This is a genomic window from Halomonas sp. JB37 (assembly GCF_002332255.1).
GTDB lineage: Bacteria > Pseudomonadota > Gammaproteobacteria > Pseudomonadales > Halomonadaceae > Vreelandella > Vreelandella casei.
In genome coordinates this window covers 1,191,010-1,208,869 of the sequence record NZ_NRGW01000001.1, presented here as the reverse complement: position 1 = coordinate 1,208,869, position 17,860 = coordinate 1,191,010, and the positions used below count along the sequence as shown (strand labels likewise).

The window sequence follows — 17,860 nt, the reverse complement described above, 5'->3', positions numbered from 1 at the left end:
AAGCCTCGCGATACGTCATTCCCCGAATCGACAGTGGATCAGTCCCGGAGCGAGACGACGGTGGATCAGGGGAATGCGCGACAACAGATTAAAGGAGCGCATGTGCGCGGGGTACGGCTGAGAGTAGTTGAGAGCCGTCAGCAAATGCAGTTGGGGTACACGAGCGATGAGTGCCGGCAAGTCGCCAAGCGCCAATCCAAACGGCATCTGTGGCGCAGTGTAGTGGGGAGACATGCGCCAACCCCTGAGGGTCTTGCGTGAAAACCAGGGAGGGATGGTGTCAAAGAATATCTCCCCACCGCCTGGGAAGCGGCGAGTGATTTCCTGGAACATGTCGACGACCTGCCCTTCGGAAAAGTACATCAGCAACCCAGCCGCGCTGATGAACACAGGCTGTCGAGATGCCACCTCGATACGCTCCATCCACGTAAAGTCGAGTGCCGAGCATTCAAGCAGGTGATTACGAGGATGCGAGGGGAGCAGTTCCCGCCGAATGGCTATCGATTCAGGTAAATCGACGGAATACCACTGCACCGTCTCGTTATCAACTCGCCAAAACTGAGTTTCCAGCCCCTCGCCTAACACCACCACGGCAGCCCCCCGGCTACGTTTCAGAAAGTCACGGATACGCTCGTCTGCATAGCGTGAGCGAATGGCGTGGATCGCGCTGGGGCGCCCGAAGTGCTCCGGAAACGGGTAGTCGATACGCTCCATCAGATCGATCAGCAGTGGATCATGCAGCAAGCTGTCAGGACCTTGTGCATAAGCCGAGCGTGTCCATATGGTCCACAACATCGTCTCGGGAACACCGGCTAAGGCCGGGATAATTTGGGCCGTATCGATGGCAGTTTTCATATTTGAATTCCTTTTCGCGAAGATGACAAGACACGAACGTCAGATCGTTGAGGATTGGCATCAATGACTCGGACTCGGGCCTGCCCATCATCACCTGCCTGCCAGTCGATGCGTACATCCACAAGCGACCCCAGGTGCTCAAGGGCCTCCCGCTCCATGTCGCGCATCAGGCTGGTGAGTTCCGGGCAGCCCAAATGGGTGAACATCTCGGCGAACGCACACTGTTGAATATCGAGGCTATTGTCAGTCACTTGCGCCTGCAATAATCCCAGAGCCCGATAGCGCTCCACAAAAGCCGACCAATAGTGCCAAACGGCTTCACGAGGCGCTTCCACAACCGCGATGACTTCAGGTGACGGCCACAGCCAACGCATCTCCATACGCCCGGTCTCAGCAAACATACGCCGGTACCCAGCCAGCGCTTTTTCCTGCCCCAGCACATCACGGGCGAGACTATATCCAGCGGTAAACATGCTCACGTCCCGAGTGATACGCGCCCACGTGCCGGCTTGATCGAGATATTGACGTCGATACTCCTTCAGACCCGCGTGGTGACGCTGCCATCGCCATAAAAAGCGTGCGACAAAACCGGCAAAAGCGGACTTCGACAACGACGCCTGCAATGCCGCCCAGATCGCCGACTGCTTCAAATACGACACTTGGAGTGACTTCATGCGGGGGTGGGGTTCAATGTCGTACCAACACTGCCCGTAATGGCGTAGTGCTTGCACCTCACCATTCACGACACTGCACCAGCCGAACGGCAATGGATCGTCGGGGCGTTCGAGATCATCTCCACGCCGTGCGCTGATGCCATAGCCACGCAAGGAGGCCTCAACGCTTGCCAAGGCCTTCTCGGGCAACTGCTCCATGCCGTATACCCCTGGGGGTATTTTGACATCCGCTTCGAGCAATGCTTCTACAGCCGCGCAAGCGCTCAGTGCCGTGAAGTCATACGAGGATATTTCCCCGTGCAACACCCAACCCGCCTCGGGTCGATCATCAGGATAGACCCATAGGCTGCAGTCATGATCCGCCTGCTTACGATGTTTCATCGACTGCCCACTCTTGTAAAACATCGAGGTCAGGCAGCGGCGCATACCCCTCACCCGGTCCAGTCGACCAAATACAGAAGCCATGCGAGGTGTCAGGAATTGAATGTGATAGCGATAGTCCAGCGTTCGGACCGCGCCATCCCATGAATCTGTCACTTGATCTCTCTTCCCCCCCCTCGGCCGAGACGCTGATAGACCGGCAATTTCAGGGGCCGAATAAGGGAATAAGGGCAACGCTTTCGGTTTCCCTGGGAAGTGGAACAGGCAATGCGCATCGCTGCGCGGAGATCGCTGCGTCACACGCTGGCCATCACACCATTGCGTTTGTGTCGGTGCAAAGCTGTCCAGCAGTATATGAGGGCTTGCCATCCCACCCCCATAGGCAGCGCCGGCATAGAATCTGCTGCGATAGACCCCTTTTGCGGATGCTTTCTCACCTATCAGCTTCATCAGCAACCAGCCCGACAGCCCAGGCGTCAGCCCCATTCCGGTCAGTAACCGGCAGTGACGTGCTTCGGCTTTGGCATGGAGAGCAAAGATGGCATCCGCTGCCGACAAGCTGTCATTGATGTCCACACAGTCGACGCCCACCTCCAGACACGCTTCGTGCACGCACGCTCCCAGCACATCCATCGGACCTGCGGCAAGCACGATCAGGTCGTGATGTGTGAGCACAGCATGTAGCGCCTCAGCATCATGCACATCCAGTGCAGCCTCATGGATCGAAGCTGGGAGATCCGCGGGGAGGCCACCGCTTCGCGACGCACAGGTCAATGGCCAATCAGGGTGGTGCGCATGCAGGGATTGCAGGATGCGACGCCCGGTTTCTCCTGTGCCACCGATGACCAGGATACGCGGCGTGCTCACGAAAACGCGATCGGACGCCGTCATACTCGATACTCCTGAGCATTATTCAGGGTCCCTGACCAGGCGACCGATACCAAATTTTCTGCCTCGAGCAATGCCATGAAACGCTGGCTATCTACCGCCTCGTGCAGCATCTGAACACCCTTGCGCATTTCGATACCCGCGAGCACCTCACGCGCGGCGATAGCGACCACCGCACCGGTGGCGCGGTAGGTATCCTCGATCTGCAAGGTTGCGCTGACCTGCTCACCATCAACATATTCCACATTAACGTTGAGTTGGTATATCGGCGGTAAACGCTTCATATCCGCCTCGGAGGCACGCACTAGCCAACGCGCCGCGCGCTCGATACCACGCGGCGTCCGGTAGGCCCCTAATACCTTGGCCAACCCACAGACCCACGCTGCCCGTGGCCCGACATTACTGCCATAGGCGCGAGCTTCCGCCACATTGGCCTGCCTGGCCAGGCGAGCCAGCTCTTCTGATGGCATGAGCATCGTTGTAACCGGTTTGGCATTGCCCTCAAATCGGACTTTTCGCGTCGCCTTGAAAAACCCCACCGTCTGGTGCTGACCATCGCGAATGATGGGGAAGCCACGATTCTGTCCGAAATCACCCAAGCTGTGCACGATGTCCCAGGCGGAATTGTAGGTCCAAGCATCGCGACCGATGCAGTAACTTTCCAAACGCTTCACGCCGCGCCCATGTGCGGTCTGCTCCATCACGTAGCGGGGAAATAAACCGGTCAAACCCGGCATCAGTCCAACACTAATGATCAAGGGCACTTTCGCAGGCGTATCGCGCTCTTCCTGTTCCAGAGCTTTCAACAGCGGATCGTACCCCCCGGCATCGACTAGCGGAACGGCGGCTCGGGCACAGGCTTTGGCGACCCGATCCCCAATCACGCCGGACGGCCCGATACAAGCAATGACCAAGCGTGCGTTGCCTACCGCGACTTGAAGGGCGTCGGCGTCATGAACATCCAGTGCGATTCCCTGAAGGCGATGTGCATGCTCTGCCAAATCCAGGTAATCGCTCGCCGGGTTGCTCCGGGAAGCCAGTTGGATGGGCGCCGACGTATGGTCGATCAGGTACCGCAGTACCTCGTATCCCACTCGGCCATGCCCACCCAGAATCAAAACGGGCTGTTCGGTCTTCGTTAAACTCATGCTGTTGAATTCCCCGCGTCGTGCGTAGACCGGATCAGGCCGTCGATCTCACTCAACACTGCCCGTCGCTGGCCTATCAGATAAAAGTGCCCTCCCGTGAACTCAAGGTGCTGGAAGGCGTGAGTGGTCTCCTCGCACCAAGCGCGAGCATCGGCAGGGTCCAGCTCTCCGTAGTCATCGCCCGTCAGCGCTGTGATAGGCATATCAAGCGGGATACGGTCTGGGTCCGGTCGGTAGGTTTCAATAAGTTGGTAATCGCTGCGGATGACCGGCAGGACCAACTCGATCAATTCCGACGAGCTAACGAAATCCGCGCTGGCACCGCCAAGGCGCGAGATTTCGTCCTGTAAGGCGGCATCAGAGACAAGATGAAAGCGCTCATCTTTGCGCCGCGACGGCGCCTCGCAAGCGGATACCAGTAAGTGGGTAGGTAGAGGGAGGCCTCGCTCGCGCAGCGCCAGGCAAAGCTCATGGGCCACGGCGCCTCCCATACTATGGCCAAACAACGCGTAAGGCCGGTCCAGCCATTGCGGCATGCAGACCAGAGCATTGGCCAACTGCGCAATCAGCCTTGGTAGATCATCGATCAGCAATTCTTCGATTCGCTCCTCTCGCCCTGGGTACTGTACCGAGACCACCTCTATGTCTTGAGGCAGCATATTCCCCCACTCCCGAAAAAAGCTGGCGGCACCACCAGCATGGGCCAGGCAGATAAGTCGTTGCCGAGGCTCGTGCCTTGGCTGCCAAGCACGAAACCAACTCGCAGCTTGGTCTCTCGCGACCTTTTCAAGATGCTTCAACACGTCCTGCTTGCGCCTTTTGAGTGTCTCTCGCCATTCATCACGCAATGCGCCAACCGGTGCCCGAAAGCGCAGTTCGCCCTGCTGATGCCAGATCTGGATGCCGCTGTCATTAAGCTGTTGGATAAATGCCGAAAGGTATTGCGTCTCGGTAGAACTCATAACACGCCCTCTTCAAACAGAACCTGAGCAGTTTGGGAGGATGCCGGTGACGTTGAGGCAACCGCCGCATGACTCTCGATATGGCGAGCCAACGCGGCAATAGTTGGCGCGCTGGCATAAAACTCCCGCAGTGACAGGCTTTCCTTGCCGAATCGCTGCTGTAGGGCCACCACAATGCGAGTCGCACTCAGGCTATCGCCGCCCAAAGCGAAGAAGTCCTGGTTACGCCCGATATCATCGTTGTTCAACACCGCTTGCCAGGTGTTAGCGATATCTGTCTCTAGCCCCTGACGCGGAGATTCGAGTGATAGTGACTCCTGACTCAATGCCTGCAAATGACGGCTAATCGCGACGCGATCGACCTTGCCATTGGCGCTCAGCGGCAATTCATCCAGTACCAGCAGGTGACCCGGAATCATGTAGTCCGGCAGCGCCTGCTCCAGCGAATGTGTCAGAGCCGCGAGGAACGACGCCTCGTCGCCTGCTGCGTGATCCAGCACCAACGCGGCAGCCAGGTGAGCGGGCGTACCAACCATCACCACGATGGCGTGCTCAACACCAGGCTGAGCCTTCAGCGCCGTTTCGATCTCACCAAGTTCGATACGATGACCGCGGATCTTGACCTGGTGATCTTCGCGACCCAGAAACTCCAGCGTGCCGTCCGGCCAGTAGCGCCCGCGATCGCCCGTGCGGTACCAGCGCGAACCGGCCCATTCCACAAAGCACGAGGCCGTCAGTTCGGGGGCACCGCGATAACCATCGGCAACGCCCGCTCCACCGATCCACAGTTCTCCCGCGACCCAGTTCGGGCAGTCGCGACCCTGAGTATCGACCACGCGGTATTGCTGATTGGCCAACGGCTTACCATAGGGAATCGAGATCCAGTCAGCAGGAATGGGGTGTTCGACTTCGCAGACGTTCGACCAGATCGAGGCTTCGGTCGCCCCCCCCAAGGCGAACAGGCGGGCCTGGCTACAGGCGGCCAGACGCTCCGGCAAATCAAGCCCGATCCAGTCACCCGAGAGCAGCACCTGTTCCAGTGGCAGGCGGCGCCCCTCTCCCGCTACCAGCAGCATATCCAGCAGCACCGGCACCGAGTTCCAGACCGTGATCTGATGGTGTGTGACCAACTCGACCCAATGGGCCGCATCACGCTGGTGATCGTCGTCAATCAGCACGAGCGAACCGCCCACGCCCAGCAGGCCGAAGAGATCGTAGACCGACAGATCGAAGTCCAACGCGGAGACGGCCAGGCCACGACTGGTGTCGGTAATTCCACAGCGGGCGTTGATATCGTCGAGGGTGTTGGCTGCAGCCTGGTGGGCGATCTGTACGCCTTTGGGCTCACCGGTCGAACCGGAGGTAAAGATGATATAAGCCGGCGAAGCGGGATCGACGGTAACGGGTGCTACCAGCGGCGTATGCAGACGAGCCACTTCGATCTCAAGATATTGAACGCCATCGTCCGCTTCCCGCTCCGGCGGGTGAGCCTGACTGCACAGCGCATGGGCGATGCCCGCCGTACGCTGAATCTTCGCCCGACGGCTGGCCGGTTGACGTAAGCCGATGGGCACATAGCACCCTCCCGCCATGAGAATACCCAACGCCGCCACGACCTGGTCCGGCCCTCGGGGCAGGCTGATCGCAACCGGAGCGCCGGGTAGCACGCCCTGTGCGACCAACTCACCGGCCACGCTCAGGGCACGGGCACACAGCTCACCGAAGGTGAGTGTCTGCTCGCCGGCAATCAGTGCCACGCGCTCGGGATACGCAGTGCCCTGCGCCAGAATCGGGGTCTGCAAAAGACGTGGCGGCAACGCACAGGCGGTCGCATTGGCTTGCGCACGGGTATCCCTCTGGTGTGCCGGCGCATCAAGAAGGAACGGTGCATCCCAACGCGCCGTTGCCAACTGATTCAGTCCTGCGACCAAGCTCGCAAACGCATCTTCAATCAGCCCTTGCGGGAAGACGCCTTCCAGTACATCCCAGGAGAACAACAAGGCCCCCTGATGCTCGTACATTTGATGGTCGAGCCAAACCTGAGGCGTTTGCGACAAGCCGCCGTCCGGCGCGAGATTCGGAAAACCGGTCGGCAGGGGCTGATCGAATAGGCTATCGGAGATGCCCAGCGTACTGGTAAAGACCACAGGCAACGCTGCTGCTATTGTGCCCACTCGCTTCGCGCGCTCACGCTGGACCCAAATGGAAGACACTTCCCGATACTCTAGTACCTCCGCGATCTGCTGCTGTATAGCACTCGCTTGTTCTGTAAGCGAGGCGTCCGCGAGCGGATGGCAGGCAACGGGAGCCAGCGACGTGAAGTCACCGAGCACATAATCGATATCCGAATGAACCGGCTGACGATCAAATAGCGTCAGGTTGACGGTATGCGCCTTGCCACCACTCCAGCGAGACAACACCTGTGCATAGACCAGTAAGACCAATACCGAGGGAGTCAAGCCACCCTTTCTGGCCTGCTGCCTCACTGCCTGCCAGGTCGCTTTATCGAGACGCCCACTGTGACGCCTGAATTTTACTGATGTCAGTATTTGGGGGTCGCAAACCATCGGCAACGTGGCTGCAGCCGGAAGATCATCCAGCCGTGCACGCCAATACGCTTCGGCCCGTTGCCGCCGACTGGGCGCCGGTCTGACCTGGACCACATAGTCTCGAAATCCTATCCCTGTCTGCCTCAGCACATGATCCGGGTCGCCGTAACACAGTGCGAAGTCATTGAGCAGGCGCTTGATACTGTAGCCATCGAGAGTTAGATAATTCAGGAACAAGCCCAGCCGGTAGCCATGTTGACCATAGCGAATCGCCCTCAGGGCAAACATCGACTCCTGCGATAAATCTGCCTGATGTGCTTCCCATACACGGTGAAGGCGCTCACGAGCCTCTTCCGCGCTGTCAGCTCGATCCGCTTCCAGCGTTACGCGACACACCGGCACCGATGCACGTATATGCTGCCCTTCATCGTTAACGACAGCACGCAGCATATCGTGATGTTCAACCAACCGATTCCACGCCTGCTCAAGCCGCGCCAGATCCACTGCTTCGCCATCCAGCTCAATCAAATAATGTGTGCCACAGCTCAGCGGCAAGCCCGTCGATTGCCCCACCCAGTAGGCCCGCTGGACTTCCGTCAGCGGGAAGGGTTCGTAACGATTGGCGGGGTCCGGCCGTATTTCAACACGCGCTTCATCCGTGTCGACCCGCTGTAGTTCACCCGCGAAATCAGCCAGCGCTGGCTTCGCGAAGAGCGTTCTCAGTCCTTCCGGTGCTCCGAGACCCTGCTGCTTGAGCGAAGCGATAACCTGCGTCGCCAGCAGACTATCGCCACCGAGTTCGAAGAACCCCTGGTGGCGTCCGATCCGGTCCAGCTCCAGCAACCGCATCCAGAGATTGGCGACCTGAAGCTCCCGTTCACCTTTTGGCGCTTCAAAAGTCTCCGCCACTGCGGCGGTTTGGGCGTTGACTGTCGCCACCACGGCCTTTCTGTCGACCTTGCCGTTGGCACTCAGTGGCAACGCATCCAGCACCAGCAACTGTCCCGGGATCATGTAGTCCGGCAGCGCCTGCTCCAGCGAAGGTGTCAGAGCCGCGAGGAACGACGCCTCGTCGTCCGGTGCGTGATCCAGCACCAACGCGGCAGCCAGGTGAGCGGGCGTACCAACCATCACCACGATGGCGTGCTCAACACCAGGCTGAGCCTTCAGCGCCGTTTCGATCTCACCAAGTTCGATACGATGACCGCGGATCTTGACCTGGTGATCTTCGCGACCCAGAAACTCCAGCGTGCCGTCCGGCCAGTAGCGCCCGCGATCGCCCGTGCGGTACCAGCGCGAACCGGCCCATTCCACAAAGCACGAGGCCGTCAGTTCGGGGGCACCGCGATAACCATCGGCAACGCCCGCTCCACCGATCCACAGTTCTCCCGCGACCCAGTTCGGGCAGTCGCGACCCTGAGTATCGACCACGCGGTATTGCTGATTGGCCAACGGCTTACCATAGGGAATCGAGATCCAGTCAGCAGGAATGGGGTGTTCGACTTCGCAGACGTTCGACCAGATCGAGGCTTCGGTCGCCCCCCCCAAGGCGAACAGGCGGGCCTGGCTACAGGCGGCCAGACGCTCCGGCAAATCAAGCCCGATCCAGTCACCCGAGAGCAGCACCTGTTCCAGTGGCAGGCGGCGCCCCTCTCCCGCTACCAGCAGCATATCCAGCAGCACCGGCACCGAGTTCCAGACCGTGATCTGATGGTGTGTGACCAACTCGACCCAATGGGCCGCATCACGCTGGTGATCGTCGTCAATCAGCACGAGCGAACCGCCCACGCCCAGCAGGCCGAAGAGATCGTAGACCGACAGATCGAAGTCCAACGCGGAGACGGCCAGGCCACGACTGGTGTCGGTAATTCCACAGCGGGCGTTGATATCGTCGAGGGTGTTGGCTGCAGCCTGGTGGGCGATCTGTACGCCTTTGGGCTCACCGGTCGAACCGGAGGTAAAGATGATATAAGCCGGCGAAGCGGGATCGACGGTAACGGGTGCTACCAGCGGCGTATGCAGACGAGCCACTTCGATCTCAAGATATTGAACGCCATCGTCCGCTTCCCGCTCCGGCGGGTGAGCCTGACTGCACAGCGCATGGGCGATGCCCGCCGTACGCTGAATCTTCGCCCGACGGCTGGCCGGTTGACGTAAGCCGATGGGCACATAGCACCCTCCCGCCATGAGAATACCCAACGCCGCCACGACCTGGTCCGGCCCTCGGGGCAGGCTGATCGCAACCGGAGCGCCGGGTAGCACGCCCTGTGCGACCAACTCACCGGCCACGCTCAGGGCACGGGCACACAGCTCACCGAAGGTGAGTGTCTGCTCGCCGGCAATCAGTGCCACGCGCTCGGGATACGCAGTGCCCTGCGCCAGAATCGGGGTCTGCAAAAGACGTGGCGGCAACGCACAGGCGGTCGCATTGGCTTGCGCGCGAATACTGGCCTGTGGCAATGGCAGAGTAGTGTCATGTGGCAGTTGCCAGTCACTATTCAACAGTTGCTTCAAGGCACATTGATACGCCTCGAACATCGTATCCAGCATCTCCTCTGGGAATAGCGCATCCACAGAATCCCAGGTCAGGACGAGGCTGCCGTTGTATTCGTAAACCTGGTGGTCGAGCCAGACCTGGGGAGTTTCCGACAAACCACCAGAAACGAGAGCAGGAAAACCTTCCTCAGCCTCTTCCAGCAGACCGCCTCCCATTCCCAGCGTACTAGTGAAGACGATCGGCAACGACACACCTGTTCGCTCACCCTGGCGATTCAGGGCACGCTGCACCCAAATGGAAGAGCGTTCTCGGTGTTCCAGCGCGTCGGCCACTTCACGCTGCATCGCCTGTGCCTGGGTGATAAAACTGGCATCATTCGCAGGATGGAAGGCGACCGGTGCCAACGACGTAAAATCACCGAGCACGCGGTTGATGTCCGGGTGCACCGCTTGCCGATCGAAGAGTGTCATGTTCAGTGTGTGGGCACTGCCCCCGCTCCACTGACTGAGCAGTCGCGCATAGACTGTCAGCAGCAAAACTGAGGGCGTGATATTCCGTGCACTGGATAATTGACGTAGGCGTTGCCACTGATACGCAGGCAGCCGTGCCTGACGTCGGTGAAAATGGGCAACGGACAAGGTATCCGGGTCGCAGACAAGCGGGAGTTCGGGAGCCATCGGCAAATAATCGAGACGCGTCTGCCAATAATCACTGGCTCGCGCCAGCGCCTTACCATCCGATCTAACCTGCTCGACATAGTCCCGGAACGACAGTGACAGGGGTTCAAGCGCCACCAGCGGCTCTCGATACACCCGGGCCAATGTATCCAGCACCAGTTTGATGCTGAATCCGTCTAACAGCATGTAGTCGAAAATCACACCAATGCGACAGCGATTTACGCCGTATTGCACGACGTGAATGCGATGCGGAAGCTCTCCCTCATCACGCTCATCCCTCCAGGCAGTGTGCAATATGCGCTGAGCGACCTCCGCATCATCTGTCGATGACTCATGGCGCGTCAGGGAAATCGGCTGCACGTGCTCCAGGACACGTTGCTGCCCTTCATCATCGACGATGGCACGCAGCATGTCGTGATGCTGAACCAGTCGATTCCATGCCCGTTCGAGCCGCTCGAGGTCTACCGCCTCACCGTCCAGCTCGACCAGGTAGTGCGTGCCACAGCTCAATGGCAGACCGGTCGATTGCCCCACCCAGTAGGCTCGTTGAACTTCCGTCAGCGGGAAGGGCTCGTAACGATTGGCCGGATCCGGCCGTATTTCAACACGCGCTTCATCCGCATCGATTGACTGCAGCTCGGCTGCAAAGTCTGCCAGTATCGGCTTCGCAAAGAGAGTTCTCAGCCCTTCCGGCGCACCGAGACTCTGCCGTTTGAGTGCGGCGATGACCTGCGTCGCCAGCAGACTATCGCCACCGAGCTCGAAGAACCCCTGGTGGCGTCCGATCCGGTCCAGCTCCAGTAACCGCGTCCAGAGTTCGGCAACCTGATTTTCCCGATCGCCCTGCGGTGCTTCCAGGCTCTCGGTCCGGGTAACGGCAGTGGCACGAGCCTCCAGCGTTGCCAGCACCGATTTTCTGTCGACCTTGCCGTTGGCACTCAGTGGCAACGCATCCAGTACCAACAGGTGACCCGGAATCATGTAGTCCGGTAACGTCTGGCTCAGCCCCTGCTGCAAACTCTCGAGCGACCACGCCTCGTCGCCTGCTGCGTGATCCAGCACCAACGCGGCAGCCAGGTGAGCGGGCGTACCAACCATCACCACGATGGCGTGCTCAACACCAGGCTGAGCCTTCAGCGCCGTTTCGATCTCACCAAGTTCGATACGATGACCGCGGATCTTGACCTGGTGATCTTCGCGACCCAGAAACTCCAGCGTGCCGTCCGGCCAGTAGCGCCCGCGATCGCCCGTGCGGTACCAGCGCGAACCGGCCCATTCCACAAAGCACGAGGCCGTCAGTTCGGGGGCACCGCGATAACCATCGGCAACGCCCGCTCCACCGATCCACAGTTCTCCCGCGACCCAGTTCGGGCAGTCGCGACCCTGAGTATCGACCACGCGGTATTGCTGATTGGCCAACGGCTTACCATAGGGAATCGAGATCCAGTCAGCAGGAATGGGGTGTTCGACTTCGCAGACGTTCGACCAGATCGAGGCTTCGGTCGCCCCCCCCAAGGCGAACAGGCGGGCCTGGCTACAGGCGGCCAGACGCTCCGGCAAATCAAGCCCGATCCAGTCACCCGAGAGCAGCACCTGTTCCAGTGGCAGGCGGCGCCCCTCTCCCGCTACCAGCAGCATATCCAGCAGCACCGGCACCGAGTTCCAGACCGTGATCTGATGGTGTGTGACCAACTCGACCCAATGGGCCGCATCACGCTGGTGATCGTCGTCAATCAGCACGAGCGAACCGCCCACGCCCAGCAGGCCGAAGAGATCGTAGACCGACAGATCGAAGTCCAACGCGGAGACGGCCAGGCCACGACTGGTGTCGGTAATTCCACAGCGGGCGTTGATATCGTCGAGGGTGTTGGCTGCAGCCTGGTGGGCGATCTGTACGCCTTTGGGCTCACCGGTCGAACCGGAGGTAAAGATGATATAAGCCGGCGAAGCGGGATCGACGGTAACGGGTGCTACCAGCGGCGTATGCAGACGAGCCACTTCGATCTCAAGATATTGAACGCCATCGTCCGCTTCCCGCTCCGGCGGGTGAGCCTGACTGCACAGCGCATGGGCGATGCCCGCCGTACGCTGAATCTTCGCCCGACGGCTGGCCGGTTGACGTAAGCCGATGGGCACATAGCACCCTCCCGCCATGAGAATACCCAACGCCGCCACGACCTGGTCCGGCCCTCGGGGCAGGCTGATCGCAACCGGAGCGCCGGGTAGCACGCCCTGTGCGACCAACTCACCGGCCACGCTCAGGGCACGGGCACACAGCTCACCGAAGGTGAGTGTCTGCTCGCCGGCAATCAGTGCCACGCGCTCGGGATACGCAGTGCCCTGCGCCAGAATCGGGGTCTGCAAAAGACGTGGCGGCAACGCACAGGCGGTCGCATTGGCTTGCGCGCGAATACTGGCCTGTGGCAATGGCAAAACAGCGCGTGGCTTGCCGCCCCATTCTCCCGGGTTGGCGGCAAGCCACTCGATGAGATGAATATATGTCGAAAACATGTCGTCAAGCAGCGACGTCGGGAATAGATCCTCGACGGCATCCCAGACCAATAATAAACCACCCTCGTGATCGTAGACCTGGTGATCGAGCCAGACCTGTGGCGTTTGAGAGATCATGTGATGGAGCTCGCCCAACACCGCCTTTGTCGGCGCATCCACAAGTGGCGTGCCCAGGTTACAGGCAAAGACGACCGGCGCGATGACCCCTTCATTTCGATGATGGCGTCCCAGATCACGCTGCACTTCCACGCCGGAGTAGCTGGCGTGAGCCATATCGGCGTGAAGGCGCGCTTGAATCTGCTGTAGGCGGTGCTCGAAGGATAGTGGCTCGGTGAAGTCGCAGGAGAGCAGAAGCAGATTGGTGAAATCAGCAACGACATGCTCGATGCCCGAGTCCTCGGCCTGCCGGTCGAACAGGGGAACATTGATCAGAAAACGTGGCTGGACGCTCCATCGCGACAGCACCTCTGCGTAAGCTGATAGCAGGAGATTTGCCGGGGTCACATAACTTAGGGCTGCTCTTCGCTTCAGCGCAAACCAGGCCTCGGGTGCCAGAACATGCTCGCGACGCCGAAATGTGGGAGGTGTCGTTGTTTGGCCTGCGCCCGCGGTCAATGGCAGCCCTGGGGCGCCTGGCATATCAGGGAGCTGTCTGGACCAGTATTCGCGATCACGGGCGCGATCAAATTGCTTCGCCTGTCGCTCTCGTGCCAGATAGCGGGCAAAGTGCCAATCGCTGGCGGCGGGTAACGCAGCCATCTCGCGGCCACCGGCATACGCCGTGGCCAGATCCCGCAGGATGATATGCAGACTCTGAACATCAGCCACCAACAAGTCGATATCGACGTGCAGACGTGTCCGCTGCTCATCCATAAGGCTGAGCTCCAGGCCCATGACTTCACCCTGGGAGACATCCAGCCGTCGGTGGGAAAGCCGTGCCCGAATAGCCGCCAACGCCTGATTGAGTTGCGTCGGGTTAAGCCCTCTCAGATCATGCGATACCACGACGGGATCTATGTTCTCGGTACTGATCCGCTGCTCACCATCTTCGGTGAATCGTGCACGCAACATGCCGTGATGTTGGCGTAGCACCTTCCATGCCCGCATCAGCCTTTCGGCGTCCAGGCCCGTGCCGTCGAGTTCAAGATACGCATGACAGCCGACACCGCCGAGCGGCTGTCCGTTCTGACGCCCTATCCAATAGGCATGCTGAACGTCGGTGAGACCAAACGCCAGCGTGGGGTCAATATCTGGGAGCATTTCATCGGTTGCCACGGGGTCTACGGCATCGTGACCGGGCTGTGCTGGGTCCAGCTGCGCCCACCAGGCAGCCAGTGTGGGGCGCTCAATCAAGCTGGCAAAACTGACGTTGGCACCCTGCTTACGCCAACGGCTCGCGAGTCGCATGACCGCCAGGGAGTCCAGCCCCAATGCGATGAGATTGTCATCGCCGGCGACCCTGTCTGGCAGAGTCGTCACCTCACGGACGGCTGTCAGCAGTTCATCTTGACCAGTCAGCGATATACCATCGGTGCAGGAAAAACGGCTCATTGGATGTCCCCGTCAACGATAAGAGCGGGATGCGGTTTGGCATGCGTACCGGCGACATCAGCGATCAGGCAGTGCGCCAGCGAGCTGAGCTTTTCTCGCGTTTCTTCCAGCTCGCGTTCGGGCGTGGATTGAGCCACGATGCCTGCACCGGCCTGCAGCCAGGTTTTACCCTTTCGCTGGAACAGAGAGCGCAGGACCAGAGCAGCATCTAGCGACCCGTCACAATCGGCCATCAGCACACAGCCACTGTAGGGGCCACGGGGTTGTTGCTCGTAGCGGCGGATGGCCTGCAGCGCTTCGCGCTTAGGGATACCGGAAGCCGTAACAGCCGGAAACAGCGCCTCAAAAGCATGCCAAGCCGTCCGGCCCTCAGACAGGCTTCCTTTCACCCGCGAGGCCAGGTGCTGTACGGACCCTCGTTCCCGGACATGCATGAACTCGGAGACGTGCACCGTTTCGGGTAGGCAATGCGGCCTGAGTTCGTCGATCGCCAACCTGACCGAGACAGCATGCTCGGCGATCTCCTTGACGTCAGTTTCCAGTTCATGCCGCAGCCGCTTGCGCTCGTCACTGCTGGTGCCCATGGACCGGGTACCCGCCAACGGTTGCGTGTTGACGCCACCGTTGGCATCGACCTCGACGACGGTCTCCGGGCTAAAACCCAACATATTCAACCCCGAGCAACGCACCAAGAATGAGCGAGCCGGTGTGTTCTGCCGCCGACCATGAAGATAGGTCGCAAACAGGTCAACAGGCTCGGGCACCGGCACCTGACGAGAGAGAATGACCTTTTCATAGCGCCCAGCACGGATATCACTCACCGCTTCCGCCACCTGAAGTCGATACGCCTCAGCATCATGGTTAGCGATCAAGCCCGCCATACCGATCAAATGATTTTCCGAAGGCCGGAAGATATCCCCCCCCGCCTGGTCCAATGTCGCAGTTTGTGCCGCCAACGCGGTCAGCAGGTGCTCGTCCGTCGTTCGCAATGTGGCTTCACCGGCTCTTAGCCGAATTTCCAGGCGTGGAACAAACAGCTCAAGCAACACATTCCCACTACTCCCTGGTACGCCATGAAAGCTATCCGCGAGTTCGAATGACGCCGAGCCATAAGCCCGCCAGCCTGCGGTCTCTATTTCACCCAGCGCCACGGCAATTAACCGGCAGATGTCACGACCTTCCCAGAAACGTTCAGCATCACCCTCCTGAAGCGAAACCCGATCAGATGTGACCTTGAGCGTCGCCAATCGGCCAGTGGCAACCAGCCACTCGCCCTCGCGCTCGTAGATGACATGGTCCTCATCCGCAGATGCCTTAGCAAACGCCACCGCCAGCGCCATAGGGTCGCTATTGATGGATTGTACGCACTCGATAAAGCCAGAGGATGACGAGGATGGTTCCATGACTCGCTCTGCCAGCTTCTGCTTATCGATCTTGCCCAGCGGCGTCAGTGGCCAGTGACGTGTAAAAACGACCTGATCAGGGCATTTGTATGCCGGCAATCCATGAGTAATCAGAAAGGTACGAAGTTCACTGACGCAAAGCGCGTGATTCGAGCCAATCAGGAATGCACAGCTACGCTCACCCAAGCGGCTATCCGCCACCCCGACGAGTGCTGCACTCTCTATTTCGGGATGACGACATAGAGCCTCCTCGACTTCTTCAGTCGCAATCTTCTCTCCAGCGCGATTGACCTGCTGCTTGATACGCCCCTCGACCTGCAGATTGCCGCCGACCGACCAGCGGGCCAGGTCTCCACTGCAATAAAAGCCGTCGGGTGTGAACGACTGCACATTGTGTGCGGCGGCCCGGAAATATTCCCTGATGGTGTAAGGGCCACGCGTCAGCAGTTCTCCCACTTCGCCCTCAGCGACATCCTCGCCCTGTTCGTTGACCAGCCGCACTTCGTCGCGGGGCGAAAGCGGTCGGCCCTGGGTATTCAGAATTTCGTCCAACGGGTCATCAAGTCGGGTATAGCAGAGCAGGCCCTCGGCCATACCGAAGACCTGCTGTAGTGAACAACCCAGAGCGGGCGTTATCTTTGCGGCGAGGTTGGCATCACAACGCGCCCCGCCCACCTGAAGGAATCGCAGTGATGAGAGATCCGTATCGTCCCACTCTCTTGCTTCTATCCATAGCTGGACGAGCGGTGGCACCAGCGACGTAAACGTCACTCGCTCACGAGCAATCAGTTCAAAGCACTCATCCGGACTAGGGGTCTGCGCCAGAACAACACGCCCGCCAACGCTCAGGGTTCCTATAATGCCGGGACAAGCCAGGGGGAAATTATGGGCAATCGGCAAGGCCGCCAGATAGACACTGCTGGCATCGAGATCACAGAGATGTGCGGAAGCGGTGGCATTATACAGATAATCAGCGTGAGTCCGAGGGATCAGCTTGGGTGTGCCAGTGGTGCCACCCGATAGCAGCAGTAGGGCCACGTCTTGTGAAGATGGCGTGTCACTGATCGTCGCGGCCGCCGCATGCCCCAGCTGCCTAATCTCATCAAGCTCATTCCCGCTATCGGATACTCCATCGATGATGACATGACGAATACTGCCACTGGTCTCTGCCACCTTGGCAGCGAGCTCCGCATGATCAAAACCAAGAAAGCTGTCTTTAGTGATGAATGCCACTGGTTCCGCCAACTGACATAACGCCTCGATATCCTTCTCGCGCTGCGCGGGCATCGCAAGGATCGGCAGCGCCCCCATACGAAACAGGGCAAAGCAAGTTTCGATGAAGGCCAAACCATTGGGCAACTGCACCAGCACACGATCACCACTCACAATGCCCAATGCCAGAAAGGCCCGCGCCAACTGATCGACTCGCGCATCCAGCTCAATATAGGAGAGATGCTGCTCCCCTTCGACGAGTGCAGTCGCGTGGCCGTAAAGACTAACCCAATGCTTGAGAGACTCACCCAGAGATGACTGTTGCCAATGCGCCAGGCGCTCGTATTCTGCCCAAACCGGCTCGGTGTGAGGAACCCTATGTGCCATTACGACGGCTCTCCTGTATATGTCATTTTCCGGCCTGACAGGCGCATCCATCACATGCAGTTAGCATCCTGTACATCAGGCCTTGCATCGGCAAATGATAAGCATTCTCACGGATAGCAACACCCTGGATCGTTCGCTAAATACCCTCAACGGTATTTTTTGACA

6 protein-coding genes are annotated in these 17,860 nt (G+C 59.5%); all 6 read right to left on the bottom strand.

Annotated elements, in window-relative coordinates; genetic code table 11:
- Positions 1 to 15: 15 nt before the first annotated feature.
- The 6 genes from CIK78_RS05675 to CIK78_RS18140 are packed head-to-tail and all read right to left on the bottom strand — an operon-like array spanning position 16 to position 17,695.
- On the bottom strand, positions 16 to 795 hold the full coding sequence (locus CIK78_RS05675) for a class I SAM-dependent methyltransferase (protein ID WP_176483369.1): 780 nt from the start codon (positions 793 to 795) through the stop codon (positions 16 to 18).
- Between the two features lie 56 nt (positions 796 to 851).
- On the bottom strand, positions 852 to 2,801 hold the full coding sequence (locus CIK78_RS05670) for a saccharopine dehydrogenase NADP-binding domain-containing protein (RefSeq protein ID WP_096278051.1): 1,950 nt from the start codon (positions 2,799 to 2,801) through the stop codon (positions 852 to 854).
- Positions 2,798 to 3,946, bottom strand: a complete 1,149-nt coding sequence (locus tag CIK78_RS05665) for a saccharopine dehydrogenase NADP-binding domain-containing protein (RefSeq protein WP_096278049.1) — start codon at positions 3,944 to 3,946, stop codon at positions 2,798 to 2,800. The genes CIK78_RS05670 and CIK78_RS05665 overlap by 4 nt, the downstream gene beginning before the upstream one ends.
- The gene (locus tag CIK78_RS05660) at positions 3,943 to 4,908 is read right to left on the bottom strand and encodes an alpha/beta fold hydrolase (RefSeq protein WP_096278047.1); all 966 of its coding nucleotides are present in this window, start codon (positions 4,906 to 4,908) and stop codon (positions 3,943 to 3,945) included. The genes CIK78_RS05665 and CIK78_RS05660 overlap by 4 nt, the downstream gene beginning before the upstream one ends.
- Positions 4,905 to 14,693 (bottom strand): non-ribosomal peptide synthetase, encoded by a 9,789-nt coding sequence (locus CIK78_RS05655; protein WP_096278045.1) that lies wholly within the window; start codon positions 14,691 to 14,693, stop codon positions 4,905 to 4,907. Before CIK78_RS05655 ends, CIK78_RS05660 begins: the two co-directional genes overlap by 4 nt.
- Entirely contained in the window at positions 14,690 to 17,695 is a 3,006-nt protein-coding gene (locus tag CIK78_RS18140) for a salicylate synthase (RefSeq protein WP_096278043.1), read from the bottom strand. The genes CIK78_RS05655 and CIK78_RS18140 overlap by 4 nt, the downstream gene beginning before the upstream one ends.
- Between the last annotated feature and the right edge of the window lie 165 nt (positions 17,696 to 17,860).